The organism is Pseudokineococcus basanitobsidens (assembly GCF_037482545.1).
Lineage (GTDB): Bacteria > Actinomycetota > Actinomycetes > Actinomycetales > Quadrisphaeraceae > Pseudokineococcus > Pseudokineococcus basanitobsidens.
Window position 1 is genome coordinate 358,956 of sequence record NZ_JBBIAA010000001.1, and the last position, 19,529, is coordinate 378,484.

Consider the following 19,529-nt stretch of genomic DNA (forward strand, 5'->3'; position numbering starts at 1 on the left):
TCAGCCGCGGTCGGGCAGGAGGGCCCGCAGCTGCCCGCGCGCGGCCAGGGCGCGGACGACGTCGCGGTACTGCGCCGCGCGGTGCGCCTGCGCGCGCCACCCCCGGCCCGAGACCCGGTGCTGCAGCGCGCACGGCACCTCCACGACCCGCTGGCCGGCGCGCAGGAGGTCGACCGTCATCGCCGTCTCCACGCCCCAGCCGGGGGCGAGCGGGCGGGCGCTCTCGAACGCGTCGCGCGTGAGGCACCGCATGCCCGAGAGCGGCTGCGTCGGCGTCCAGCCCGTCGCCGCGAGGATCCCGCGGCGGGCGAGGCCGACCACGAGCCCGCGGCCCCCGCCCGGCGCGGACTGGCGGGGGAGCACGGCGATGCTGGCGTCGGCCGTCCCGGCCCGCACCGGTGCGGCGAGCGCGGCGGTGGCGGAGGCGGTCTCGCCGAGGTCGGCGTCCACGAGCAGCAGGGCCCGGGGGGTGCCCGTGGCCAGCGCGCGGCCGGCGGTGTCGTGGACGACGCCGGCCGGCGGGCGCTCGAGGTCGCGCACGAGGGCGCCGCCGCTCTCCAGCGCGGCGGCCTTGCCCCGGTTGCGGGGGTGGCGGACGACGCGGGCGCCGGCGGCGCGGGCGGTGACCGCGGTGCGGTCGGTGCTCCCGTCGTCCACGACGACGACGACGTCGACGCCATCGATCGAGCGGGCGGCCCGGACGGTCGCGGCGATCCGCTCCTCCTCGTCCTTGGCGGGGACCACGACGGCGAGGCGCACGCGGGCACGCTATCCGGCACGGCGAGGCCGCCGCCGTCGGTGGTCCGGCCCCGGCGGCCGGGCCCACGGCTAGCCTCCGCGCCATGCCGGACCCGTCGTCCTCCTCGGCCCCCGACCACGCAGCGGCCTCGCGCGGCGTCGGCAGCGAGGTGGGCGCGCTGCGGACGGTCGTGCTGCACCGGCCCGGCCCCGAGCTGGCCCGGCTGACGCCGCGGAACAACGACCGCCTGCTCTTCGACGCGATCCCGTGGGTGGCACGGGCGCAGGAGGAGCACGACGCCTTCGCCGAGGTCCTGCGCGGGCGCGGCGTCGACGTCCTCTACCTCACGGACCTCATCGCCGAGGCGCTCGAGGTCCCCGCCGCCCGGGAGGAGTCGGTCGCTGCGGTGCTGGCCGACCCGTCGCTCGGGCGTTCCCTGGGGGGACGCGTGGGCGCGCACCTGCACTCGTTGGCGCCGGCGGACCTCGCCGACGCCCTCGTCGCCGGACTGCGCCTCGACGAGCTCGACGTCGCCCGCCCCGAGCGCGAGCCCGGTCTCGTGGCCGCGCTGCGCGCCGCGGGGGACTTCGTCGTCGAGCCGCTGCCGAACCTGCTCTTCACGCGTGACTCCTCGGCGTGGGTCGGCGGCTCCGTCGTCGTCTCGTCGCTGGCGATGCCGGCCCGGCACCGCGAGACGTCGCTGACGCGCGTCGTCTACGCCCACCACCCGCGCTTCGCCGGGACCGAGCTGCTCTACGAGCCCGGGCTCGAGCACGTCGAGGGCGGCGACGTCATGGTGCTCGCCGACGGCGTCCTCGCGGTCGGCACGGGGGAGCGGACGACGCCCGCGGGCGTGGAGCGCCTGGCGGAGCGGGCGTTCCGCAGCGGGGCGGCGCGGTGCGTCCTCGCGGTCCCCGTCGCCCAGGAGCGCGCGACCATGCACCTGGACACGGTCTGCACGATGGTCGACGTCGACCAGGTCGTGATGTACCCCTCGATCGCGCACTCCCTCGAGGCCTACGCGCTGACGCCCGTCGACGAGCACGACCCCGGGGCGGGGGTGCACGTCGGCGCCGCGCGGCCCTTCCTCGCCGCCGCCGCGCAGGCCATGGGCATCGACGAGCTGCGCGTCGTCGACACGGGCCTCGACGAGGTGACCGCCGAGCGCGAGCAGTGGGACGACGGCAACAACACCCTGGCGCTGGCGCCGGGCGTCGTCGTGGCCTACGAGCGCAACACCCGCACCAACGCGCGGCTCGCGGCGCACGGCGTCGAGGTCCTGCCCATCCGCGGCTCCGAGCTCGGGTCCGGCCGCGGCGGCCCCCGGTGCATGAGCTGCCCGGTCGTGCGAGACCCGCTGCCGAGGACCTGACCCGAGCCGGACGGCGCCGGGACGTCGCCGAGGTGTGGACGCGGCGGTCCGTTGTGCGCGAGAAGTCGCCGAAGTGCGGGTGGGGCGGTCTGTTGTGCGCGAGAAGTCGTCGAAGTGTGGGTGGGGCGGTCCGCTCAGCGCGAGAAGTCGTCGAAGTGCGGGTGGGGCGGTCTGTTGTGCGCGAGAAGTCGTCGAAGTGCGGGTGGGGCGGTCTGTTGTGCGCGAGAAGTCGTCGAAGTGCGGGTGGGGCGGTCGCCCCGTCAGCGCAGGGTGACCTGCCGGGAGACGACGCCCGCGCGGGCGCGGCGCTCGTCCAGGGTGAGCGGGTCGGTGACGGCCAGCGCCTCGTCGAGGGCGTCCCGCAGCGCGGCGGCCGGCTCCTCGACGTCGTCGGCGACCGCGCCGTGCGCCAGGTCCCACACGGGGACGACGAGGCCGTGGGAGCGGAAGGCACCGACGTACCGCGTGCCCTCGCCGAGGCCGTCGCGGCCCGCGGCGTGCAGCCGGGCGAGGGCGTCGAGCAGGGGTTCCTCGTCCTCGGTCATCGCCCAGCGCAGGTGGGTGCGCTCGCCGATCCGGCACCAGTAGGCGCCCTCGACGGTGGACAGCCGCTCCGTGGGCACGACGGCGGCGTCGGCCCGGGCCATGGACTCGCCGACGACCCCCTCGGGCTCGGCGCCCTCGGGCAGCCAGAAGCCGAAGCCCTCGTGCACGCGGACGTCCAGCGGCCGCGAGAGGTCGAGGAGGTCCTGCAGCCGCGGGGTCGCCGGCGTGACGTCGGGCCGCTGCGCGAGCTCCTCGCCCGGCCCCAGGTCGAGGACGGCGAGGAGCGCGGCGGCGAGGTCGCGGCTCGGGTCGCCGCTGGAGCCCGGCGACTGCAGGCCCAGCATCCGCTCGCCGTCGGCCCGGTGCAGACCCGGCCAGGCCAGCGGCAGGATCGTCGCGAGCGTGACGTCGGCGCCCCCGTGCCCGTCGGCCGGGTGCCCGTCGGCCAGCTTCTCGGCGGGCAGGTTCTCAGCGGGCACGTGCAGCGACGCCGTCGCGGCCGGGACCACCTCGCGCAGGCAGACCCAGTCGGCCTCGCCGGGCAGGCCCTCGAACGGCCGGCGGACGATCTCCGTCGCCGCGGCGCGGGCGGCGCGCCCGTGGCACAGCTTGTAGCGCTTGCCCGACCCGCACGGGCAGGGCTCGCGGGGGCCGACGACGGGCACGTCCTGCACCGCGGTCGGGCCGGTCGGGCGTCGTGCGGGGGACCTCTTCGCCATGGGCGCGACCCTACGCAGCCCGCGCGACGCGCCCGACCTCCCGGACAGGCCTCGGAGGACCGGCCTTAGAGGACGGGGCGTCGCCGGCGGGTCGGTCCGCCGAGGGCGGCCCAGACGGTGCGGCGCCCCTCGTCGTCCTCGACGACCCCCCACTCGTGGGCGAGGGAGCGCACGATCCGCAGGCCGCGCCCGGACGTCGCGAGCGGGGAGGGGCGCTGGGGGCGGACCTCCTGGGGTGACCCGCCGTCGGTGACCTCGACGTCGACGACGTCGCCGCGGACCTGCCAGCGCACGAGCACGCGGCCGTCCTCGTCCGGCCGCGCGTGGCGCAGCGCGTTGCCGAGCAGCTCGCTGACGACGACGCTCACCTCGTGCGCCAGGTCGTCGTCTACCCGGCCGGCCACGTCGGCGGTGACGGTGCGCCGGGCGACGGGCACGGCGCCCGGGCGGTGGGCGACGGCGACGGCGCGGGCGTCGCCCCGCTGCCGCGAGTCGAGGACCGCCGGTGCGGTCGTCGGCGTGGCCACGGACATGGGTGCCTCCAGGGATCGCGCGCAGGGAGGGTCCCTGCCGAGGACCTGCCGACCTCGGTCGCCGTCCTCCGCGGGACAGACTGGACCCCGTGGCGCCGACCGGTCCAGCCCCCCGGAGCCCAGGGGAGAGGCGGGCGCGGGCGCGGGCGCGGGCGCGTGCGAGGACGGGGACACGGGCGCGGGCACGGACGGGCGCCGGGACGCCGCAGCCCCGGACGGCGGGCGCCGCCGTCCCACCACCCCCTCACACGGCGCGGGCGCCGCGCGTCCTCCTCCCGTGAGCGCACCCCCCTTCGCCCTCCTCGTCGAGGAGCACTGGCGCGACGTCGCCCGGCTCGCCCGGGCGCTCGCCGGCCCGGTCGACGGCGACGACGTCGCCCAGCAGGCGTGGGCGCAGGCGCTGGCGGCCTACCCGCCGGCGGGCCCGTTGCGCGACCCCCGCGCCTGGTTGCTCGTCATCACGAGCCGCTGCGCGACCGACGTCCACCGCGCCCGGGCGCGGCGGCCGACGCCCGTGGAGGAGGTCCCCGACGTGCCCGCCGGCGGGGCGGACCCCGCGCTCGGGGAGCTCGCGGAGGCCGACCCGGTCCTGTGGGACGCCGTCCGCGCGCTCCCCGGGCGGCAGCGGACGGCGCTGGTGCTGCGGTACGTGGCGGACCTGGACCACGCGGGCGTCGCCGTCGCCCTCGGGACGACGCCGGGCGCGACACGGCGCCTGGTCAGCGACGCGCTCGGTGCGCTGCGCCGGGCGCTGGCGGAGGAGCAGGACGTGGACGGACGGACGACGAGCAGGAGGAGCCGGTGACGACCCACGAGACGACGGGCGGGCCGACCGAGGGGCCGACCGAGGGGCCGACGGAGGGGCCGACGCGGGGGCAGGGCCCGCTCCCGCGGACCGCGGACGTCGAGGCGCGCCTGCGGGCCGACCGTGGTGCGCCGCTGCGGCGTCCACGGGTCCCGGTGACCGCCGAGGACGGGGCGGACGTCGCGTTCGCGGTGCGGGAGACCGAGATCGGGCGCGTGCTCCTGGCGGTAGGACCGGCGGGGGCGCTCGTGGCCTCCACCTTCGTCGCGGACGACGTCGCGCTCGAGCGGGTGCTGCGGCGTCTCGCGGACGCCGTCTCGCCCCGCGTCGTCGAGGCGCCGGGGCGGACGTCCGCGGTCGCCGACCAGCTGGCCGAGTACCTCGCGGGCGAGCGGCGCGGCTTCGACGTCGTCGTCGACCTCGCGCTCGCGACCCCCTTCCAGCGCGGGGTCCTCGAGCGCCTCCGCGGGGTCGGCTACGGGCAGCGGACGACGTACGGCGCGATCGCCCGCGACCTGGGACGTCCGAGCGCCTCCCGTGCCGTGGGCGCCGCGCTCGGCGCCAACCCCGTCTGCGTCGTCGTGCCGTGCCACCGCGTCGTCGCGGGCAGCGGTGCCCTCACCGGGTACGCCGGCGGGCTCGAGGCGAAGCGGCGCCTGCTCGGTCTCGAGCGGGGCCCGGAGGCGGCGCCGGCGTCGCCTGCCTAGCGTGCCGGGCGAGGTGCGGTGTCCCGACGCCGCACGTGGCCCGGCGAGAGGACGACCGTGAGCGAGCAGCCCGACGTAACCCCCGACCCCGACGCGGAGCCGTCCGCGGCGGTGACGCCCGGTGCGGGCGACGACGACCGGGCCGACGACCGGGCCGACGACCGGGCCGACGACCGGGCCGACGACCCGGGCGCCCGGCCGGTGGACGAGGACGCCCCCGACGTCACCCAGCACGTCGGGCGCGACGAGTCCGTCGAGCGGGTCGGCGACGAGGACGCCTACGAGCGGGCCGAGGGGCGCGCCGGTGCCACGGGCGCCACGGGCGTCGCCCCGCCGACCCGGCCGTGAGCGCGCCGGGCCGCCGACCCGTCGCGGGCTGAGGTGCGGGGGCGCGCGTCGGCGGGGAGCCTCGGGCCATGTCCGCAGCGACCGACCAGACCACCGCGACCAGCCCCGCCGAGACCGCCCGCGCGGTCGTCTACACCGAGCACGGCGACCCCGACGTCCTGACCCTCCTCGCCCGGCCCGTCGACGCGCCCGGCCCGGGCGAGGTGCGCGTGCGGGTCCACCGCTCGGGGGTCAACCCGACCGACTGGAAGTCCCGCCGTGGGCGCGGGCCGGGGCCGGTCGACCCGCCGCAGGTGCCCGGCCAGGACGGCGCCGGCGTCGTCGACGCCGTGGGCGAGGGCGTTCCCGCGAGCCGGGTCGGCGAGCGGGTCTGGGTCTGGGAGGCCGCCTACGGCCGTCCGGGGGGCACCGCACAGGAGTACGCCAGCGTCCCGGCGGTGCAGGCGGTCCCCCTGCCCGACGAGGCCTCGTTCGACCTCGGGGCCAGCCTCGGCATCCCGTTCCTCACGGCGCACCGCTGCCTCACCGTGACCGAGGACGGGCCCCAGCGGCTCGGCCCCGGGACCCTGCGCGACCGGGTCGTCCTCGTCGCCGGGGGAGCGGGGGCCGTCGGCAACGCGGCGATCCAGCTCGCGCGGTGGTCCGACGCGACCGTCATCACGACCGTCAGCAGCGCCGAGAAGGCCCAGCACGCCGCGGCCGCCGGGGCCGACCACGTCGTCGACTACACGACGCAGGACGTCGCCGCCGTCGTGCGCGGCATCGCGCCGGACGGCGTGCACACGGTGGTGGAGGTCAACCCGTCGGCGAACGCCGCGCTCGACGCGGCCGTGCTGGCTCCCGGTGGCTCGGTCGCGGTCTACGCGAACGACGGCGGCGACGAGGTCACGTTCCCCGTCCTCGGGATGATGCCCGTCAACGCCCGCTGGCAGTTCGTACTCGTCTACACCGAGCCCCGCGAGGCGAAGCTGCGCGCCGTCGACGACCTGGCGGCCGCCGTCGCCGCCGGAGCCGTCCGGGTCGGCGCCGTCGCCGGGCTCCCGCTGCACCACCACCCGCTGGCGAGCACGGCGGAGGCGCACGCCGCCGTCGAGGGCTCGGCGGTCGGCAAGGTGCTCGTCGACGTCGTCGAGTAGCCCGGGCACGCACCGACGAGCGGGGTGGCCGGAGGGCCACGACGACCTGCGGCCACCCCGCCCTGCGCCCTCGGTCCTCCGCCCTCGGTCAGGGCAGCCGCTGCTCCACGGGCGCGAGGCCGAAGGGCACGTGCGGCAGCTCCTGGTACCAGTAGGCGACCGAGGAGAGGTCGTCGCTGCGCCGGTTGGCGTGCCCGTGCTCGATGCTCACCCGGATCGAGCGGGTGAAGGGCACGGGGTCCTCGACGTGGAACCGGTACACCGAGATCTGCCCCGACCAGTTCGGCCCGCCCGGCAGCGTGATGCCGTGGTACGGCGCGCTGTAGGGCTCCGAGGGGCACCACGCGGTGTTCACGTAGTCCTCCGTGCCGGTCCCGTGCAGGGACGGCGGGAAGGGCTCGTCGTCGACGAAGATCATGTCGTCGCCCTCGCCGTACCAGTTGCCCTCGTCGGTCTCGCGGAGGTTGACGACGTTGAGCACGCAGCCGACGTAGTGCCCCCGGCCGCGCGCCTCGAGGATGGTGTAGTTCTCCGCCCCGGACAGGTTGGTGCCGCCGAACTGCACCTCGTCGTTGGTCAGCCCCTGCTCGGAGATCCCCGGCGTCGGGTTGACCCGGCGCCACTGCGCGTGGAAGCGGCCGAGTCCCTCCTCGAGCTCGTCCAGCTCGTCGTAGTCGACGTAGTAGTAGACCCACATGTCCTGCTGCTCGCACTCGCTCACCAGCTCGAAGCGCGCGCCGTCGGAGAACGGCATGTGGAACCAGGAGTTGAAGCCCTTGCCGTCCTGCGGGCTCATCTGCAGCGGCGCCGAGACGAAGTTCGTCGTCCGGGCGTGGCCGACGCCGAAGAAGTCCCCGAGCGGCACGAGGACGCTCGGGTGCTCGGCGCCGTCCCACGTGACCCGCAGCACGAGACGCCGCAGGTAGTCGGCGTCCGTGCCGGCGTCGAACCCGGCGGGGGCGACCGTCATCCAGACGTGGTTCACCGAGCCCGCGCCCGCGATGTCGGCGAGCACGACCGTCTCGCCGGGGCGCACCGTCACCCGGTCGTCGTTGCCGCCCGTGCGGTCCCAGCTGGACGCGCGGCGACGGCGCGAGGTCCGCAGCCGCGGCAGGTCCCGCAGGCTGCTGCCGAAGGTGCCGTATCCCGTCATGTCAGCTGCTCCTGCTCTCGGTGGGGGCCTCGGTGATGCCGGCCGGGACCGGCTGGCTGGGGTGCGGCACGTCGCCGAGCTCGTGCTGCCGGCGCCACATCCGCGCCTCGAGATCGCGCCGCACGTCGGCGTAGGCCGGGTCGTCGGCGACGTTGCGCACCTCGTCCGGGTCCTCGGCGAGGTCGTAGAGCTCCCACTCCGGCGGGAAGGTCCCCGGTCCGGTGCCCGGGAGCCCCATGCCGTCGTTGTAGAAGTAGATGAGCTTGTACCGCTCGGTGCGGAACCCGTAGTGCGCCAGGGCGTGGTGGATCGGGTCGTCGTTCTCGTAGTAGCGGTAGTACATGCCGTCGACCTCCGGCTCCGGGTCCCCGCCGGTGAGGTCGGCCCAGAAGCTGCGCCCGTGCATCCGCGGGTGCGGCGCGACGCCGACGGCCTCGAGGACCGTCTGGGCGATGTCCACGTTCGTCACCGTGCCCGCGTGGACGGTGCCCGGGGGGACCGCCCGCGGGTAGGAGAGCACGAAGGGCATCCGCAGCGACTCCTCGTACATGAACCGCTTGTCGTACCAGCCGTGGTCGCCGAGGAAGAAGCCCTGGTCGGAGGTGTACACCAGCAGCGTGTCGTCGAAGAGCCCCCGTTCGCGCAGCCGGTCGGTGATTCGCCCGACGTTGTCGTCGACCGAGGCGACGCAGCGCAGGTAGTCCTCCATGTAGCGCTGGTACTTCCAGAGCGTCAGCTCCTCGCCGGACAAGCCTTCCGGCGGGTCTTGCTTGAGGTCGACGGGGTAGAGGTGGTCGGCGATCGTCATCGCCTGGTGCCGGGCGGCGAGCGACCTCGTCTCCCAGCCCGTGTCCCCGTCGTGGAAGGTCGCCGGCACCGGGATCGGGTCGGTGTACATGTCCGCGTGCTTCGCGTCGGGGAACCAGGAGCGGTGCGGCGCCTTGTGGTGGACGAGGACGCACCACGGCGCGTCGCCGCCGAGGCCGTCCAGCCACTCGAGCGCGAGGTCGGTGATGACGTCGGTGGCGTAGCCGGGCCGCGTGACCATGCCCTCGGGGGTGCGGAACTCGGGGTCGACGTACCGACCCTGGTCGAGCAGCACCTCCCACCGGTCGAACGACTGCGGGTCGTGGCCCTCCCCGTGGCCGAGGTGCCACTTGCCGAAGACCGCCGTGCGGTAGCCGGCCTCCTTGAGCAGCGACACGAAGGTGGGCTGGCTCGCGTCGATCGGCGTCGACAGCGTCGTCACGCCGTTCACGTGGCTGTAGGTGCCCGTGAGGATCGAGGCGCGGCTCGGGGTGCAGATCGAGTTGGTGCAGAAGCAGCTCTCCAGGAGCGCACCCGCGCGGGCGATCTCGTCGATGCGCGGGGTCTCGTTGACGACCGAGCCGTACGCGCCGACGGCGTGCGCGGCGTGGTCGTCGGTGAGCACCACGACGACGTTCGGGCGGCGGTTGGGCGCCTGGTCCTGGGGCACGGTGCCTCCTCGTCCTCGAGGGTCCGGCCGCCGGTCGTGACGGTCGGGTCGGTGGGTGGGGACGACGTCCCCGGCCGGAAATGTACGCGCATACATCGGTGTCCACGGCCAGGGCGGGCGAGGTCCGGGAGGGGATTGACACCGCGTCCGCCGTGGTGGTCACCTGCGGCCTGCCGCGAGCCGTGCGGCGGGGACGTCGACGCGCGAGGGAGCCGGGTGGGCCGTGGTCGCCATCGGGGTGCAGCTCTGGACGGTGCGGGACCGCCTCGACGCCGACGTGGACGAGCTCTTCGCGGACCTCGCGTCCGCGGGCGCCGAGGTGGTGGAGCCCTTCGGGCTGGGCGACCCGGACGTCGCGCCGGGGACGCGGGTGGAGCAGGCCGGGCGGCTGGCGCGCAGCGCGGCCGCCGCGGGGCTCGCCGTCGTCTCCGCGCACGCCTTCCTGCCCCCGGCGGACCGGGCCTCCGAGCTCGTCGACGAGATGGGGGCCCTGGGCGCGGGGACCGCGGTGGCCGCCACCCCCGACAGCCTCGCCGGCTTCTCGCGCGAGGCCCTGACGACCACCACGTCCGTGGTCCGCTACGCGCAGGCCCTCGACGCCCTGGCGGAGGCCTGCTCCGGCCAGGGGCTCCGGGTCGGCTACCACAACCACGCGTGGGAGTGGGCCCGGACGGAGGACGGGGAGCCGGCCTACGACCGCCTCTGGCGAGAGCTCTCCCCGCTCGTCGTCGCCGAGGTGGACCTGCTGTGGGCGGCCGCGGCCGGCCAGGACGTCGTCGAGGTCGTCGCGCGGCTGGGGGACCGCGTGCGCCTCCTGCACGCGGGGGACGCCTCGCCCGCCGGCAACCCGGAGCACCAGCTGCCGTCGGGGCAGGGCGACGTCCCGCTGGCGGCCGCGCTCGCGCGTGCGCCGGGGGTCGAGGCCCTCCTCGTCGAGGCGACGACGCCGCCGCCGGGCCGCACCGCCCTCGACCTCGTCCGGGACAGCATCACCTGGCTCGCCGCACGGGTGCCGCCGGCGCGCTGACCCCGTCCGCCCACCGGGCCGCGGACGCGTCCCGGTGAGGAGCGCCCGCGCGGTGCTCGACCGCACCCGACGACACAGGAGGACCCGTGGACGACCCCGGTGACGCCCCCACCCGCGTGGCGCTCGTCGGCGCCGGCAACATCGCCGGCCCGTACGCGCAGAGCCTCGCCCGCCACCCCGAGCTCCGCCTCGTCGGCGTGCACGACGTCGACGGGGGCCGGGCCCGCGACCTCGCCGCCGCGACCGGCTGCCGGGCCTACGCGTCGCCGGCCGAGCTGGCCGACGACGGGGTCGACGTCGCGGTCAACCTCACCAGCGCCCCGCACCACTTCGCGACCACGCGCGAGCTGGTCCGGCTCGGGCTCGACGTGTTCAGCGAGAAGCCGCTCGCGCTGAACGCGGAGGAGGCGCGCGAGCTGGTCGCCCTCGCGCGGGCGACGTCGGTCCGGGTCGCCTGCGCGCCCTCCCTGTGGCTGGGGCGCTCCTACCAGGAGGTCGGGGCCCGCCTGCGCGAGGGCGAGCTGGGGGCGGTCCGGCTCGTCACCGCGGAGGTGCACCAGGGACGCATCGAGACCTGGCACCCGTCGCCCGCCGCCTTCTTCCGCGTCGGGCCCGTCGTCGACACGGGCGTGTACGCGCTCGCGTACGTCACCGCGACGCTCGGGCCGGTCCGCCGCGTGCAGGCGACGTCCGCCAGGCTGCTGCCCGAGCGCACGTCCTCGGCGGGGGAGGCCGTCGAGACGGCCACCGACGACGCGTGGCTGGTGTCGGCCGTGCTGGGGAGCGGCGCGCTGCTCCGGCTGACCTGCGACTTCTACGTCGACGCCGAGACGGTGCCGCGGGGGGTCGCCTTCCACGGCGACCGCGGCAGCCTGCGCCTCCTCGACCTCTTCGCGCCGGACGCCGCCGTCGAGCGGGCGGTCGCGGGCGAGCCGTTCGTCGCCGAGGCCCCGGGCGACGCGCTCGAGCTGGACTGGGCCCTGGGGGTCCTCGACCTGGCGCGCGCCCGCCGGCGGGGGCGTCCCCACCGGCTGTCCGTCGAGCACGCCGGGCACGTCGTCGACGTGCTCGAGGCGGTGGGCCGCTCCGCGGCGACGGGGGCGGCGGTGGAGGTCACGTCGTCCTTCGAGCTGCCGGCCCTCGACCCGCCCGCGCGTCGCGACGACCCGCTCGGCACCGACGGCCCGCTCGGAGCCGACCGCCCGGCGGGCGCGGGCACGGGGGAGGAGGAGGGGGCGCGCCCGGGCTGAGCGACGGGGCCGGTGCCCTCCGCCGGCCCCCCGGGGGTGCACACTCCCCGCCGGACACCCGGGACGAGCGGAAGGGGCTGGCGGTGGCGACGACGCGCTCGTCCCGCCCCACCGTCTACGACGTCGCCGACCGGGCCGGCGTCTCCATCGCCACGGTCTCGCGCGTCCTCCGCCGCCCGGAGACGGTCTCGCCGGGGGCGACGCGACGCGTGCTGGACGCGGTCCGCGACCTCGGCTACGTCCCCAGCGGGAGCGCCCGCGGCCTCGCCGCCCGGCGGTCCGGCGCCATCGGCGTCGCCTTCCCCGCCTTCGACGACGTCGCGGAGATCGACCCGGTGCCACTGTCCGACGTCCCCGCCACCATGCGCCTGGACCCGGCGGAGGCGGCCGAGCCCGTCACCAACCTCTACATGGGCGAGGTGACGCGGGGTGTCGAGCTCGAGGCGTGGCGGCACGGCCTGTTCGCCACGGTCGCGGTCGCGCGCGGGGAGCGTCGCGACGCCGCCCTGGAGGACCTGGCCGGCCGCGTCGACGGGCTGGTCGTCCTGGCGGGGACGACGCCCCCCGAGGTTCTCGTCCGCGTCGCCCGCAGCACGCCCGTCGTCGTCGTCGCGAGCCCCCGGGGGGAGGACCCCCTCGACCACGTGCGGACGGCCAACGGCCCCGGCATGCGAGCGCTCGTCGAGCACCTGCTCGACCACCACGGGCTGCGCGACGTCGCCTTCGTGGGCGGTGTCGCGGACGTCCCGGACGACCTCGAGCGCTTCGCCGGGTTCGGCGAGGCCCTCGCCTCCCGGGGCCTGCCCGTGCCCGCGGCGCCGCTGCTGCGGGGGGACTTCACCGAGGAGCGCGGCCGTGCCCTCGCGCGAGGGCTCGTCGACGCGGGGCGGGTGCCGGAGGCCCTCGTCTGCTCCAACGACCAGACGGCACTGGGCGTCGTCGACGTGCTGCAGCGTGCCGGCGTCCGCGTCCCCGGGGACGTCGTCGTCACCGGTTTCGACGGCATCGACGCCGCGGGCCGCTCGCGACCGCGCTTGACGACGGTGCACCAGCCCATGGCGGAGCTCGGGCGCGTCGCCGTCGACGTCCTCCTGCGCCGGCTGGCCGACCCCGCGGCGCCGCTCGAGGACAGGGTGCTGCCCGTCCAGGTGCTCCTGCGCGAGAGCTGCGGCTGCCTGCGCGCCTGAGTCGTCCACATCTGCGGGCACCCGCCCGGGGGGCTGTCGCCCGCCCCTTGCCCCGGTGGATGTATGCGCATACATTCACGGCACGACACGGCGGGCGCCGACGACGGCGCCCCCGCTCGCGTGACGACGACGACACGGAGGAGACGTGCCCATGAGGTCCACGAGGACGACCACCCGCCCGCGACGCCTCACGGCGGCGACGGGCGTCGCGCTCGCCGCGGCGCTCGTCGTGAGCGGCTGCACCGGCGCGCAGGGGCCGCAGGGCTCCGGCGGGGCGGACGCCGCGGGGACGATGCTCTTCGCCGGCGACAACGGCTCGCCCAACTTCACGCGGAACTTCAACCCGTTCAACCCGACGGGGCGCAAGGGCGCGTTCCACATCTACGAGCCCCTGACGGTGCTCAACACGATCGACGGCGAGTCGACGCCCTTCCTCGCCGAGTCCGTCGAGCAGGTGGACCCGCAGACGGCCGTGTTCACGCTGCGCGAGGGCGTCACGTGGTCCGACGGCGAGCCGTTCACGGCCGACGACGTCACCTTCACGTTCCAGATGCTCAAGGACTTCCCGGCGCTCGACCTCGACGGCGTGTGGCAGCGGCTCGACTCCGTCGAGGCGGACGGCATGGACGTCACCATGCACTTCTCCGAGCCGGACGTCCCGGCCACGGACATCGTCGGCGGCACCGTGATCGTCCCGCAGCACCTGTGGGCCGACGTCGAGGACCCGGTCTCCTACGCGGACGAGGACCCGGTGGGCACGGGGCCCTTCACGCTCGGCAGCTACTCGGACACGCAGTACACGCTCGAGAAGAACCCGGACTACTGGCAGGCCGACCAGGTGGCGGCGGACGAGCTCGTCATCCCCGCCTCCAACGAGCAGCTGGACCTCGTCAACAAGGGGTACGACTGGGCCTACGCCTTCATCTCCGACGTCGAGAACACCTGGGTGGCCGCGAACGAGGGCAACACGTACTGGTTCCCGCCGGGCGGGACCATCTCGCTGTACCCGAACCTCACGCAGGCGCCCTTCGACGACGTGGACTTCCGGCGAGGGCTGTCCCTGGCGCTGGACCGCGAGTCCATCGCCGAGACCGCCGAGGAGGGCTACGTCGACGCCGCACCGCAGACGGGCCTTCTCCTGCCGGGCCAGGAGGACCTGACCGACGGCGACATCCCGAACGGCGGGGAGGTCGCGCAGGACACGGACGCGGCGCTGGAGGCCTTCGCCGCCGCCGGCTACACCCAGCAGGGCGGCACGCTCGTCGGGCCGGACGGGCAGCCCGTGACGCTGTCCATCACGACGGCGAACGGCTACACGGACTGGCTGCGCGGCGTCCAGGAGGTGCAGCGGCAGCTGCAGGCGATCGGCATCGCCGTGACGATCGAGCAGCCGCAGGCCGCCGCCTACCAGCAGGCGATCAACAACGGCGACTTCCAGCTCGCCATGGGCGGCTTCGGCGGGACCGGCTCGTACTACCGCGACATGAACCAGCTGCTGAGCAGCGAGTTCCTCCAGCCCGTCGGCACGGCCGCGTCCTCGAACTTCCAGCGCTTCTCGGACCCGCAGGTGGACGAGATCCTCGCGCAGTACCAGGCGGCGACCGACCCGGCCGAGCAGGCGGAGCTGGCCGGGCAGCTGCAGGAGGTCATGTACGACCAGGTCCCCGTGATCGCCATGTTCTACGGCGGGCTGTGGGGCCTGTTCAGCGACGAGAAGTTCACCGGGTGGCCCTCGGACGAGGACCCGTACGCGACGCCCATCACGTACGACTCCAACGTGCTGCTCATCGACACGAACCTCGAGCGCGCCGGGAGCTGATCCCGCCCCCGTCCCCGCGCGGCCGGCCGTCCCCCGCGGCCGGCCACGCGGCCCCTCCCTCGCCCTCACGAGAGGTGGTGGTCCCCGTGCGCTACTTCGCGCGCCGGCTCGGCCTGTTCGCGCTCACCGCGTGGGCCGCGATCACGCTGAACTTCCTCCTGCCCCGGCTGATGCCGGGCTCCCCGGCCGACGCCGCCATCGCCCGGCTGGCCCAGAACGGGCCCGTCGACGCCGCGACCCGCGCCGCGATCGAGTCCCAGCTCGGCGTCCCCACCGGGAGCACGCTCGCGCAGTACTGGGACTACCTCGGCAACGTCGTGACGCTCGACTTCGGCGTCTCCTACACCTTCTTCCCGCAGACGGTGTCCTCGCTCGTCGCCGGCGCGCTGCCCTTCACGCTCGTGCTCGTCGGGCTCGTCACGATCGCCGCCTTCGTCCTGGGCACCCTCGTCGGCGTCCTCGCGGCGTGGCGGCGCGGGACCCGGCTGGACGCGCTGCCGACGCTGACGGGGAGCTTCCTCGCCGCCTTCCCGTACTTCTGGACGGCGCTGCTGCTCCTGTTCCTCCTCGGCTACACGCTCGGCCTGTTCCCGACGTCGGGCGCCTACAGCCCGTACACGACGCCGGGGCTCAACGCGCCCTTCCTCTCCGACGCCGTCGCGCACGCGGCGCTGCCGGCGCTGACGATCCTCATCACCTCGCTCGGCGGGTGGATCCTCGGCATGCGCAACGCGATGATCGGCACGCTCGGGGACGACTACGTCACCTTCGCCGAGGCGAACGGGCTGCGGTCGCGGACCGTGGCGCTGCGCTACGCCGCCCGCAACGCCATCCTCCCGAACCTCACCGGCTTCGGCCTCGCGCTCGGCGGGGTGGTCGGCGGGTCGCTGCTCGTGGAGCAGGTCTTCGCCTACCCCGGCGTCGGGTACCTGCTCTACAACGCGGTGACCAACCAGGACTACCCGCTCATGCAGGCCCTGTTCCTGATGATCACGTTGAGCGTCCTCGTCGCGAACGTCGTCGTCGACACGCTCTACGGGATCCTCGACCCGAGGACTCGCCGATGACCACGCCCACGACGCTCCCCGACCCCGGCGGTGCCGAGAGCGAGCGCCCCGCAGGGGCTCCCGACTCGGCGCCGCCGGACCTGCCGACCGGCGCGCCGCCCCGGTGGAAGGTCGTCACCCGCGCCGGCGCCACGATCTGGGTCAACCGGAAGGCGCGGCTCGGCCTGGTCGTCCTCGCCTTCTTCCTGCTCGTCGCCGTCCTGGCGCCGGTGCTGGCGCCCTACGGGCCGACCGTCAACGACTTCGAGCGCAGCGCGGGGCCGAGCGGCGCCCACTGGTTCGGGACGACGGCGGCCGGCGAGGACGTGCTGTCGCAGGTGATCTACGGCGCCCGGATCTCGCTGCTCGTCGGCTTCGTCGCCGGCGCGCTGTCCACGGTCGTCGCCGTCGTCGTCGGCCTGTCCTGGGGCTACGTGCGGGGCTGGGCCGCCGACGTCGTCAACTTCGTCGTCAACCTGTTCCTCGTCATCCCCGGGCTGCCGCTGATGATCGTCATCGCGGCCTACCTGCAGAACAGCGGGCTCGGCATGATCATCTTCGTCGTCGTCCTCACCGGCTGGGCGTTCGGGGCCCGGGTGCTGCGGTCGCAGACCCAGTCCCTGCGCGGGCGGGACTTCGTGACGGCCGCCCAGTTCTCCGGCGAGAGCTCGGCCCGGGTGGTCTTCCGGGAGATCTTGCCGAACATGACGTCCATCATCGCGAGCAGCTTCTTCGGCGCCGCGACGGCGGCGATCCTCGCCGAGTCCGGCCTGTCCTTCCTCGGCCTCGGGGACACCACCCAGGTGAGCTGGGGGACGATGCTGTTCTGGGCGCAGAACTCCAACGCGCTGCTCACCGGCCAGTGGGTGCTGCTGCTCGCGCCGGGCCTGTGCATCGCCCTGCTGGCGACCTCGCTGTCCCTCGTCAACTTCGGGGTGGACGGCCTGTCCAACCCCCGCCTGCGGGAGGGGAGCGGACGATGAGCCTGCTCGAGGTCCAGGACCTGTCCGTCGTCTACGAGCCGTCCGACGCGCCGGCCACGCACGCCGTCCGCGACGTCTCCTTCTCCCTCGAGAAGGGCGAGTTCGTCGGCCTCGTCGGCGAGTCCGGCTCCGGCAAGTCGACGCTCGGCTTCGCGCTCACCCGCCTCGCCAAGCCGCCGGCCCGGATCTCCGGCGGGCGCATCCTCTTCGGCGGCGAGGACGTCGCCGCCCTCGAGGACGAGGCGCTGCGCGCCCAGCGCCGGGGCGGCTTCGCCATGGTGCTGCAGTCCGGCATGAACGCCCTCAACCCGGTGCGGACCGTGGCGAACCACTTCCGCGACGTCTTCGCCGCCCACGGCCACGTGCCGCGCGAGCGCCGCGACGCCCGGGCGCAAGAGCTGGTCGAGAAGGTCGAGCTGTCGCCCTCGGTGCTGACCCGCTACCCCGGAGAGCTGTCCGGCGGCATGCGCCAGCGCGTGTCGATCGCGCTGGCGCTGGCGCTCGAGCCGCAGCTCATGGTCTTCGACGAGCCGACGACGGCGCTCGACGTCCTCGTCCAGCACGCCGTCATGGGCACCATCCGCGACCTCCAGGCCGAGGAGGGCTTCACCGCCCTGCTCATCAGCCACGACCTCGGGGTCGTGCTGGAGTCGACCTCGCGCGTCATGGTCATGCACGAGGGGGAGATGGTCGAGGACGCCCCGAGCCGTGCGGTGCTGCGGGACCCCCAGGACGACTACACGCGGATGCTGCTCAGCCACTACGCCGACCCCCGGGCCGAGGTCGTCGAGCTGCCGGGCCTGTCCGCCCGCGGCGGGGAGCTCGTGACGTCGTCGGGCTCCGCGGCGGAGCGCGGAGGCGGCGTCGCGCGCGCCGGGCGCACCGCGCACGAGCCCGTCGTCGTCGACGGAGTCAGCAAGATCTACCCCCCGCCGCGGCGCGGGGCCGCCGAGGTGGTTGCCCTCGACGACGTGTCGGTCCGGCTGGAGCCGGGGCGCTCGATGGCGCTCGTGGGGGCCAGCGGGTCCGGCAAGTCGACGCTCGCCCAGCTCATCACCGGGGTCACGCGCCCGACCTCCGGCACGATCTCCTTCGGGGACGTGCGGGTGGACCGGCTGCGGCGGCGCGGCCTGCGCGAGCTGCGGCGCGACGTCCAGATGGTCTTCCAGGACCCGTACGCGGCGCTCAACCCGCTGCACACCGTGGAGTACTCGCTCACCCGCCCGGTGATGAACTACACGGGCCGGGACCGGCGCGAGGCCCGCACCCGGGTCCTCGAGCTGCTGGAGACGGTGGGGCTCACGCCCGTCGAGCAGTTCGCCGCCAAGCTGCCGCACCAGCTCTCGGGCGGCCAGCGCCAGCGCGTCGTCATCGCCCGGGCGCTCGCGAGCGACCCGCAGGTCATCGTCGCGGACGAGCCGGTCTCGATGCTCGACGTCTCGCTGCGCGCCGGCGTGCTCGCTCTGCTGGAGGACCTGAGGGTGCAGCACGGCGTCTCGATGCTGTACATCACGCACGACCTGCTCTCGGCGCGGGTCGTCACCGACGAGATCGTCGTGCTGCACGACGGCCGGGTCGTCGAGCGCGGCGAGACCTCGCAGGTCCTGCGCTTCCCGCAGGACCCGTACACCGTCGAGCTGCTCGACGCCGTGCCGCAGCCGGGCCGGGCGGAGGGGGCGGCGTGAGCTCCGCCGGCGACCCCGAGGGCCTGCCGCCGGGCGTCCGCCGCGGCCGGCCGCTGGGGGCGCTGCCCGTGCCGGACGGCGTCGAGGTGCTCGTGCTCGACGCCGCCGTCGGTCCGTTGACGGCGGCGCGGGCCCGTCCGCGCGGCGCCGACGGAGCCCTCGTCGAGCCGCGTGGCGCCGCGGTGCTCGTGCCCGGCTTCACGGGCTCCAAGGAGGACTTCTTCGACCTGCTCCCGCGGCTCGCCGCCGCCGGGTGGGACGCGTGGGCGTACTCCCAACGCGGGCAGGCCGACTCGACGTGGTCGCCCGACGACGCCGGCGGCGGGCGCGGCACCGGCTACCTGCTACCGGACCTCGCCGGCGACGCCGTCGAGGTGTGCCGTCTCGTCGGGGCCGGAGCCGGCCCGCGGGGCGGGAGAGGGCAGCGCGTGCACCTGCTCGGCCACAGCTTCGGCGGTGTCGTCGCCCGGGCGGCCGCGGTGACGGCACCCGAGACGCTCGCCAGCCTGACGATGCTCTGCTCCGGGCCGCACGGCTGGCTCGGGCGCAAGGCGGACCTCCCGCCGCGCCTGGCCGCGGCCGGGGGCCGCAGCCTCTGGGCGCTGGAGGAGACCGAGCTCGCCGGGCGCCCGCCCGAGGACCTCGAGCCGCTCGACGCCTTCCTGCGCCTGCGCTCGGAGCGCACGTCCACGGCGGCGCTGCTCGGGGCCGTGCAGGTGCTCGCGAGCACGCAGGACACGACGGACGTGCTCGCCGCGACCGGCCTGCCGGTGCTGGTCGCCCACGGCGAGGACGACGACGCCTGGCCGCAGCCGTGGCAGCGGGCCATGGCCGAGCGGCTGGGGGCCCGGCACGCCGTCGTCCCCGGCGCGGGCCACCTGCCCGCCGCGGAGAACCCGGCCGCCACCGCCGCCCTCCTCGACGACTTCTGGTCGGCGCTCGCCTAGGCGACGCCCCGGCCCGCCCGCACCGACCCCCGCGCCGACCCCGCACCGAC

The 19,529-nt window shown here is 75.7% G+C and carries 18 protein-coding genes; 13 read left to right on the forward strand and 5 right to left on the reverse strand.

Annotation, left to right across the window (positions count from 1 at the left end):
- Positions 1-759 (reverse strand): glycosyltransferase, encoded by a 759-nt coding sequence (locus WDZ17_RS01585; RefSeq protein ID WP_339573378.1) that lies wholly within the window; start codon positions 757-759, stop codon positions 1-3.
- Positions 760-842: 83 nt separating this feature from the next.
- Here WDZ17_RS01585 and WDZ17_RS01590 point away from each other — a divergent pair, with 83 nt between their 5' ends.
- Entirely contained in the window at positions 843-2,111 is a 1,269-nt protein-coding gene (locus WDZ17_RS01590) for an arginine deiminase (RefSeq protein ID WP_339573379.1), read from the forward strand.
- 260 nt (positions 2,112-2,371) lie between these two features.
- Here the strand turns inward: WDZ17_RS01590 and WDZ17_RS01595 are convergent, their stop codons facing one another.
- Entirely contained in the window at positions 2,372-3,376 is a 1,005-nt protein-coding gene (locus WDZ17_RS01595; RefSeq protein ID WP_339573380.1) for a DUF5926 family protein, read from the reverse strand.
- A gap of 65 nt (positions 3,377-3,441) precedes the next feature.
- Complete coding sequence (locus tag WDZ17_RS01600; RefSeq protein ID WP_339573381.1) at positions 3,442-3,909, reverse strand: ATP-binding protein; 468 nt, start codon at positions 3,907-3,909, stop codon at positions 3,442-3,444.
- A 277-nt stretch (positions 3,910-4,186) separates the two neighbouring features.
- Between WDZ17_RS01600 and WDZ17_RS01605 the strand changes: the two genes are divergently transcribed.
- The 4 genes from WDZ17_RS01605 (at position 4,187) to WDZ17_RS01620 (ending at position 6,905) form a co-directional block, all read left to right on the forward strand.
- Positions 4,187-4,714: an RNA polymerase sigma factor gene (locus WDZ17_RS01605; protein ID WP_339573382.1), complete on the forward strand. Its 528-nt coding sequence runs from the start codon at positions 4,187-4,189 to the stop codon at positions 4,712-4,714.
- Positions 4,711-5,421 carry a methylated-DNA--[protein]-cysteine S-methyltransferase gene (locus WDZ17_RS01610; protein WP_339573383.1) on the forward strand — a complete coding sequence of 237 codons (711 nt, stop codon included), beginning with the start codon at positions 4,711-4,713 and terminating at the stop codon, positions 5,419-5,421. Before WDZ17_RS01605 ends, WDZ17_RS01610 begins: the two co-directional genes overlap by 4 nt.
- Before the next feature lie 57 nt (positions 5,422-5,478).
- The gene (locus WDZ17_RS01615; RefSeq protein WP_339573384.1) at positions 5,479-5,769 is read left to right on the forward strand and encodes a hypothetical protein; all 291 of its coding nucleotides are present in this window, start codon (positions 5,479-5,481) and stop codon (positions 5,767-5,769) included.
- Between the two features lie 68 nt (positions 5,770-5,837).
- Positions 5,838-6,905 carry an NADPH:quinone reductase gene (locus WDZ17_RS01620; protein ID WP_339573385.1) on the forward strand — a complete coding sequence of 356 codons (1,068 nt, stop codon included), beginning with the start codon at positions 5,838-5,840 and terminating at the stop codon, positions 6,903-6,905.
- Positions 6,906-6,993: 88 nt separating this feature from the next.
- On the opposite strand, the gene WDZ17_RS01625 is transcribed toward WDZ17_RS01620, so the two are convergent.
- The gene (locus WDZ17_RS01625) at positions 6,994-8,058 is read right to left on the reverse strand and encodes a glycoside hydrolase family 172 protein (RefSeq protein WP_339573386.1); all 1,065 of its coding nucleotides are present in this window, start codon (positions 8,056-8,058) and stop codon (positions 6,994-6,996) included.
- Position 8,059: 1 nt separating this feature from the next.
- Positions 8,060-9,535, reverse strand: coding sequence for a sulfatase family protein (locus tag WDZ17_RS01630; protein WP_339573387.1), 1,476 nt, complete (start codon positions 9,533-9,535; stop codon positions 8,060-8,062).
- A gap of 223 nt (positions 9,536-9,758) precedes the next feature.
- On the opposite strand from WDZ17_RS01630, the gene WDZ17_RS01635 reads away from it, so the two are divergent.
- From WDZ17_RS01635 to WDZ17_RS01670, 8 genes are all read left to right on the forward strand, one after another.
- Positions 9,759-10,562: a sugar phosphate isomerase/epimerase family protein gene (locus WDZ17_RS01635; RefSeq protein WP_339573388.1), complete on the forward strand. Its 804-nt coding sequence runs from the start codon at positions 9,759-9,761 to the stop codon at positions 10,560-10,562.
- Between the two features lie 86 nt (positions 10,563-10,648).
- Positions 10,649-11,812 (forward strand): Gfo/Idh/MocA family protein, encoded by a 1,164-nt coding sequence (locus WDZ17_RS01640; protein ID WP_339573389.1) that lies wholly within the window; start codon positions 10,649-10,651, stop codon positions 11,810-11,812.
- Positions 11,813-11,895: 83 nt separating this feature from the next.
- On the forward strand, positions 11,896-12,999 hold the full coding sequence (locus tag WDZ17_RS01645; protein WP_339573390.1) for a LacI family DNA-binding transcriptional regulator: 1,104 nt from the start codon (positions 11,896-11,898) through the stop codon (positions 12,997-12,999).
- 151 nt (positions 13,000-13,150) lie between these two features.
- Positions 13,151-14,818, forward strand: a complete 1,668-nt coding sequence (locus WDZ17_RS01650) for an ABC transporter substrate-binding protein (protein WP_339573391.1) — start codon at positions 13,151-13,153, stop codon at positions 14,816-14,818.
- A gap of 86 nt (positions 14,819-14,904) precedes the next feature.
- Positions 14,905-15,885, forward strand: a complete 981-nt coding sequence (locus WDZ17_RS01655) for an ABC transporter permease (protein WP_422631783.1) — start codon at positions 14,905-14,907, stop codon at positions 15,883-15,885.
- On the forward strand, positions 15,882-16,847 hold the full coding sequence (locus WDZ17_RS01660) for an ABC transporter permease (RefSeq protein WP_339573393.1): 966 nt from the start codon (positions 15,882-15,884) through the stop codon (positions 16,845-16,847). The genes WDZ17_RS01655 and WDZ17_RS01660 overlap by 4 nt, the downstream gene beginning before the upstream one ends.
- A complete protein-coding gene (locus WDZ17_RS01665) occupies positions 16,844-18,532 on the forward strand; it encodes an ABC transporter ATP-binding protein (RefSeq protein WP_339573394.1) in 1,689 nt (562 codons plus the stop codon). Before WDZ17_RS01660 ends, WDZ17_RS01665 begins: the two co-directional genes overlap by 4 nt.
- A complete protein-coding gene (locus WDZ17_RS01670; protein ID WP_339573395.1) occupies positions 18,529-19,479 on the forward strand; it encodes an alpha/beta fold hydrolase in 951 nt (316 codons plus the stop codon). Before WDZ17_RS01665 ends, WDZ17_RS01670 begins: the two co-directional genes overlap by 4 nt.
- Positions 19,480-19,529: the final 50 nt, after the last annotated feature.

Coding starts and splice junctions, on each gene's coding strand:
- WDZ17_RS01590 (WP_339573379.1), top strand. CDS start 843: ATGCCGGACCCGTCGTCCTCCTCGGCCCCCGACCACGCAGCGGCCTCG.
- WDZ17_RS01595 (WP_339573380.1), bottom strand. CDS start 3,376: ATGGCGAAGAGGTCCCCCGCACGACGCCCGACCGGCCCGACCGCGGTG.
- WDZ17_RS01600 (WP_339573381.1), bottom strand. CDS start 3,909: ATGTCCGTGGCCACGCCGACGACCGCACCGGCGGTCCTCGACTCGCGG.
- WDZ17_RS01620 (WP_339573385.1), top strand. CDS start 5,838: ATGTCCGCAGCGACCGACCAGACCACCGCGACCAGCCCCGCCGAGACC.
- WDZ17_RS01625 (WP_339573386.1), bottom strand. CDS start 8,058: ATGACGGGATACGGCACCTTCGGCAGCAGCCTGCGGGACCTGCCGCGG.
- WDZ17_RS01650 (WP_339573391.1), top strand. CDS start 13,151: ATGAGGTCCACGAGGACGACCACCCGCCCGCGACGCCTCACGGCGGCG.
- WDZ17_RS01660 (WP_339573393.1), top strand. CDS start 15,882: ATGACCACGCCCACGACGCTCCCCGACCCCGGCGGTGCCGAGAGCGAG.
- WDZ17_RS01665 (WP_339573394.1), top strand. CDS start 16,844: ATGAGCCTGCTCGAGGTCCAGGACCTGTCCGTCGTCTACGAGCCGTCC.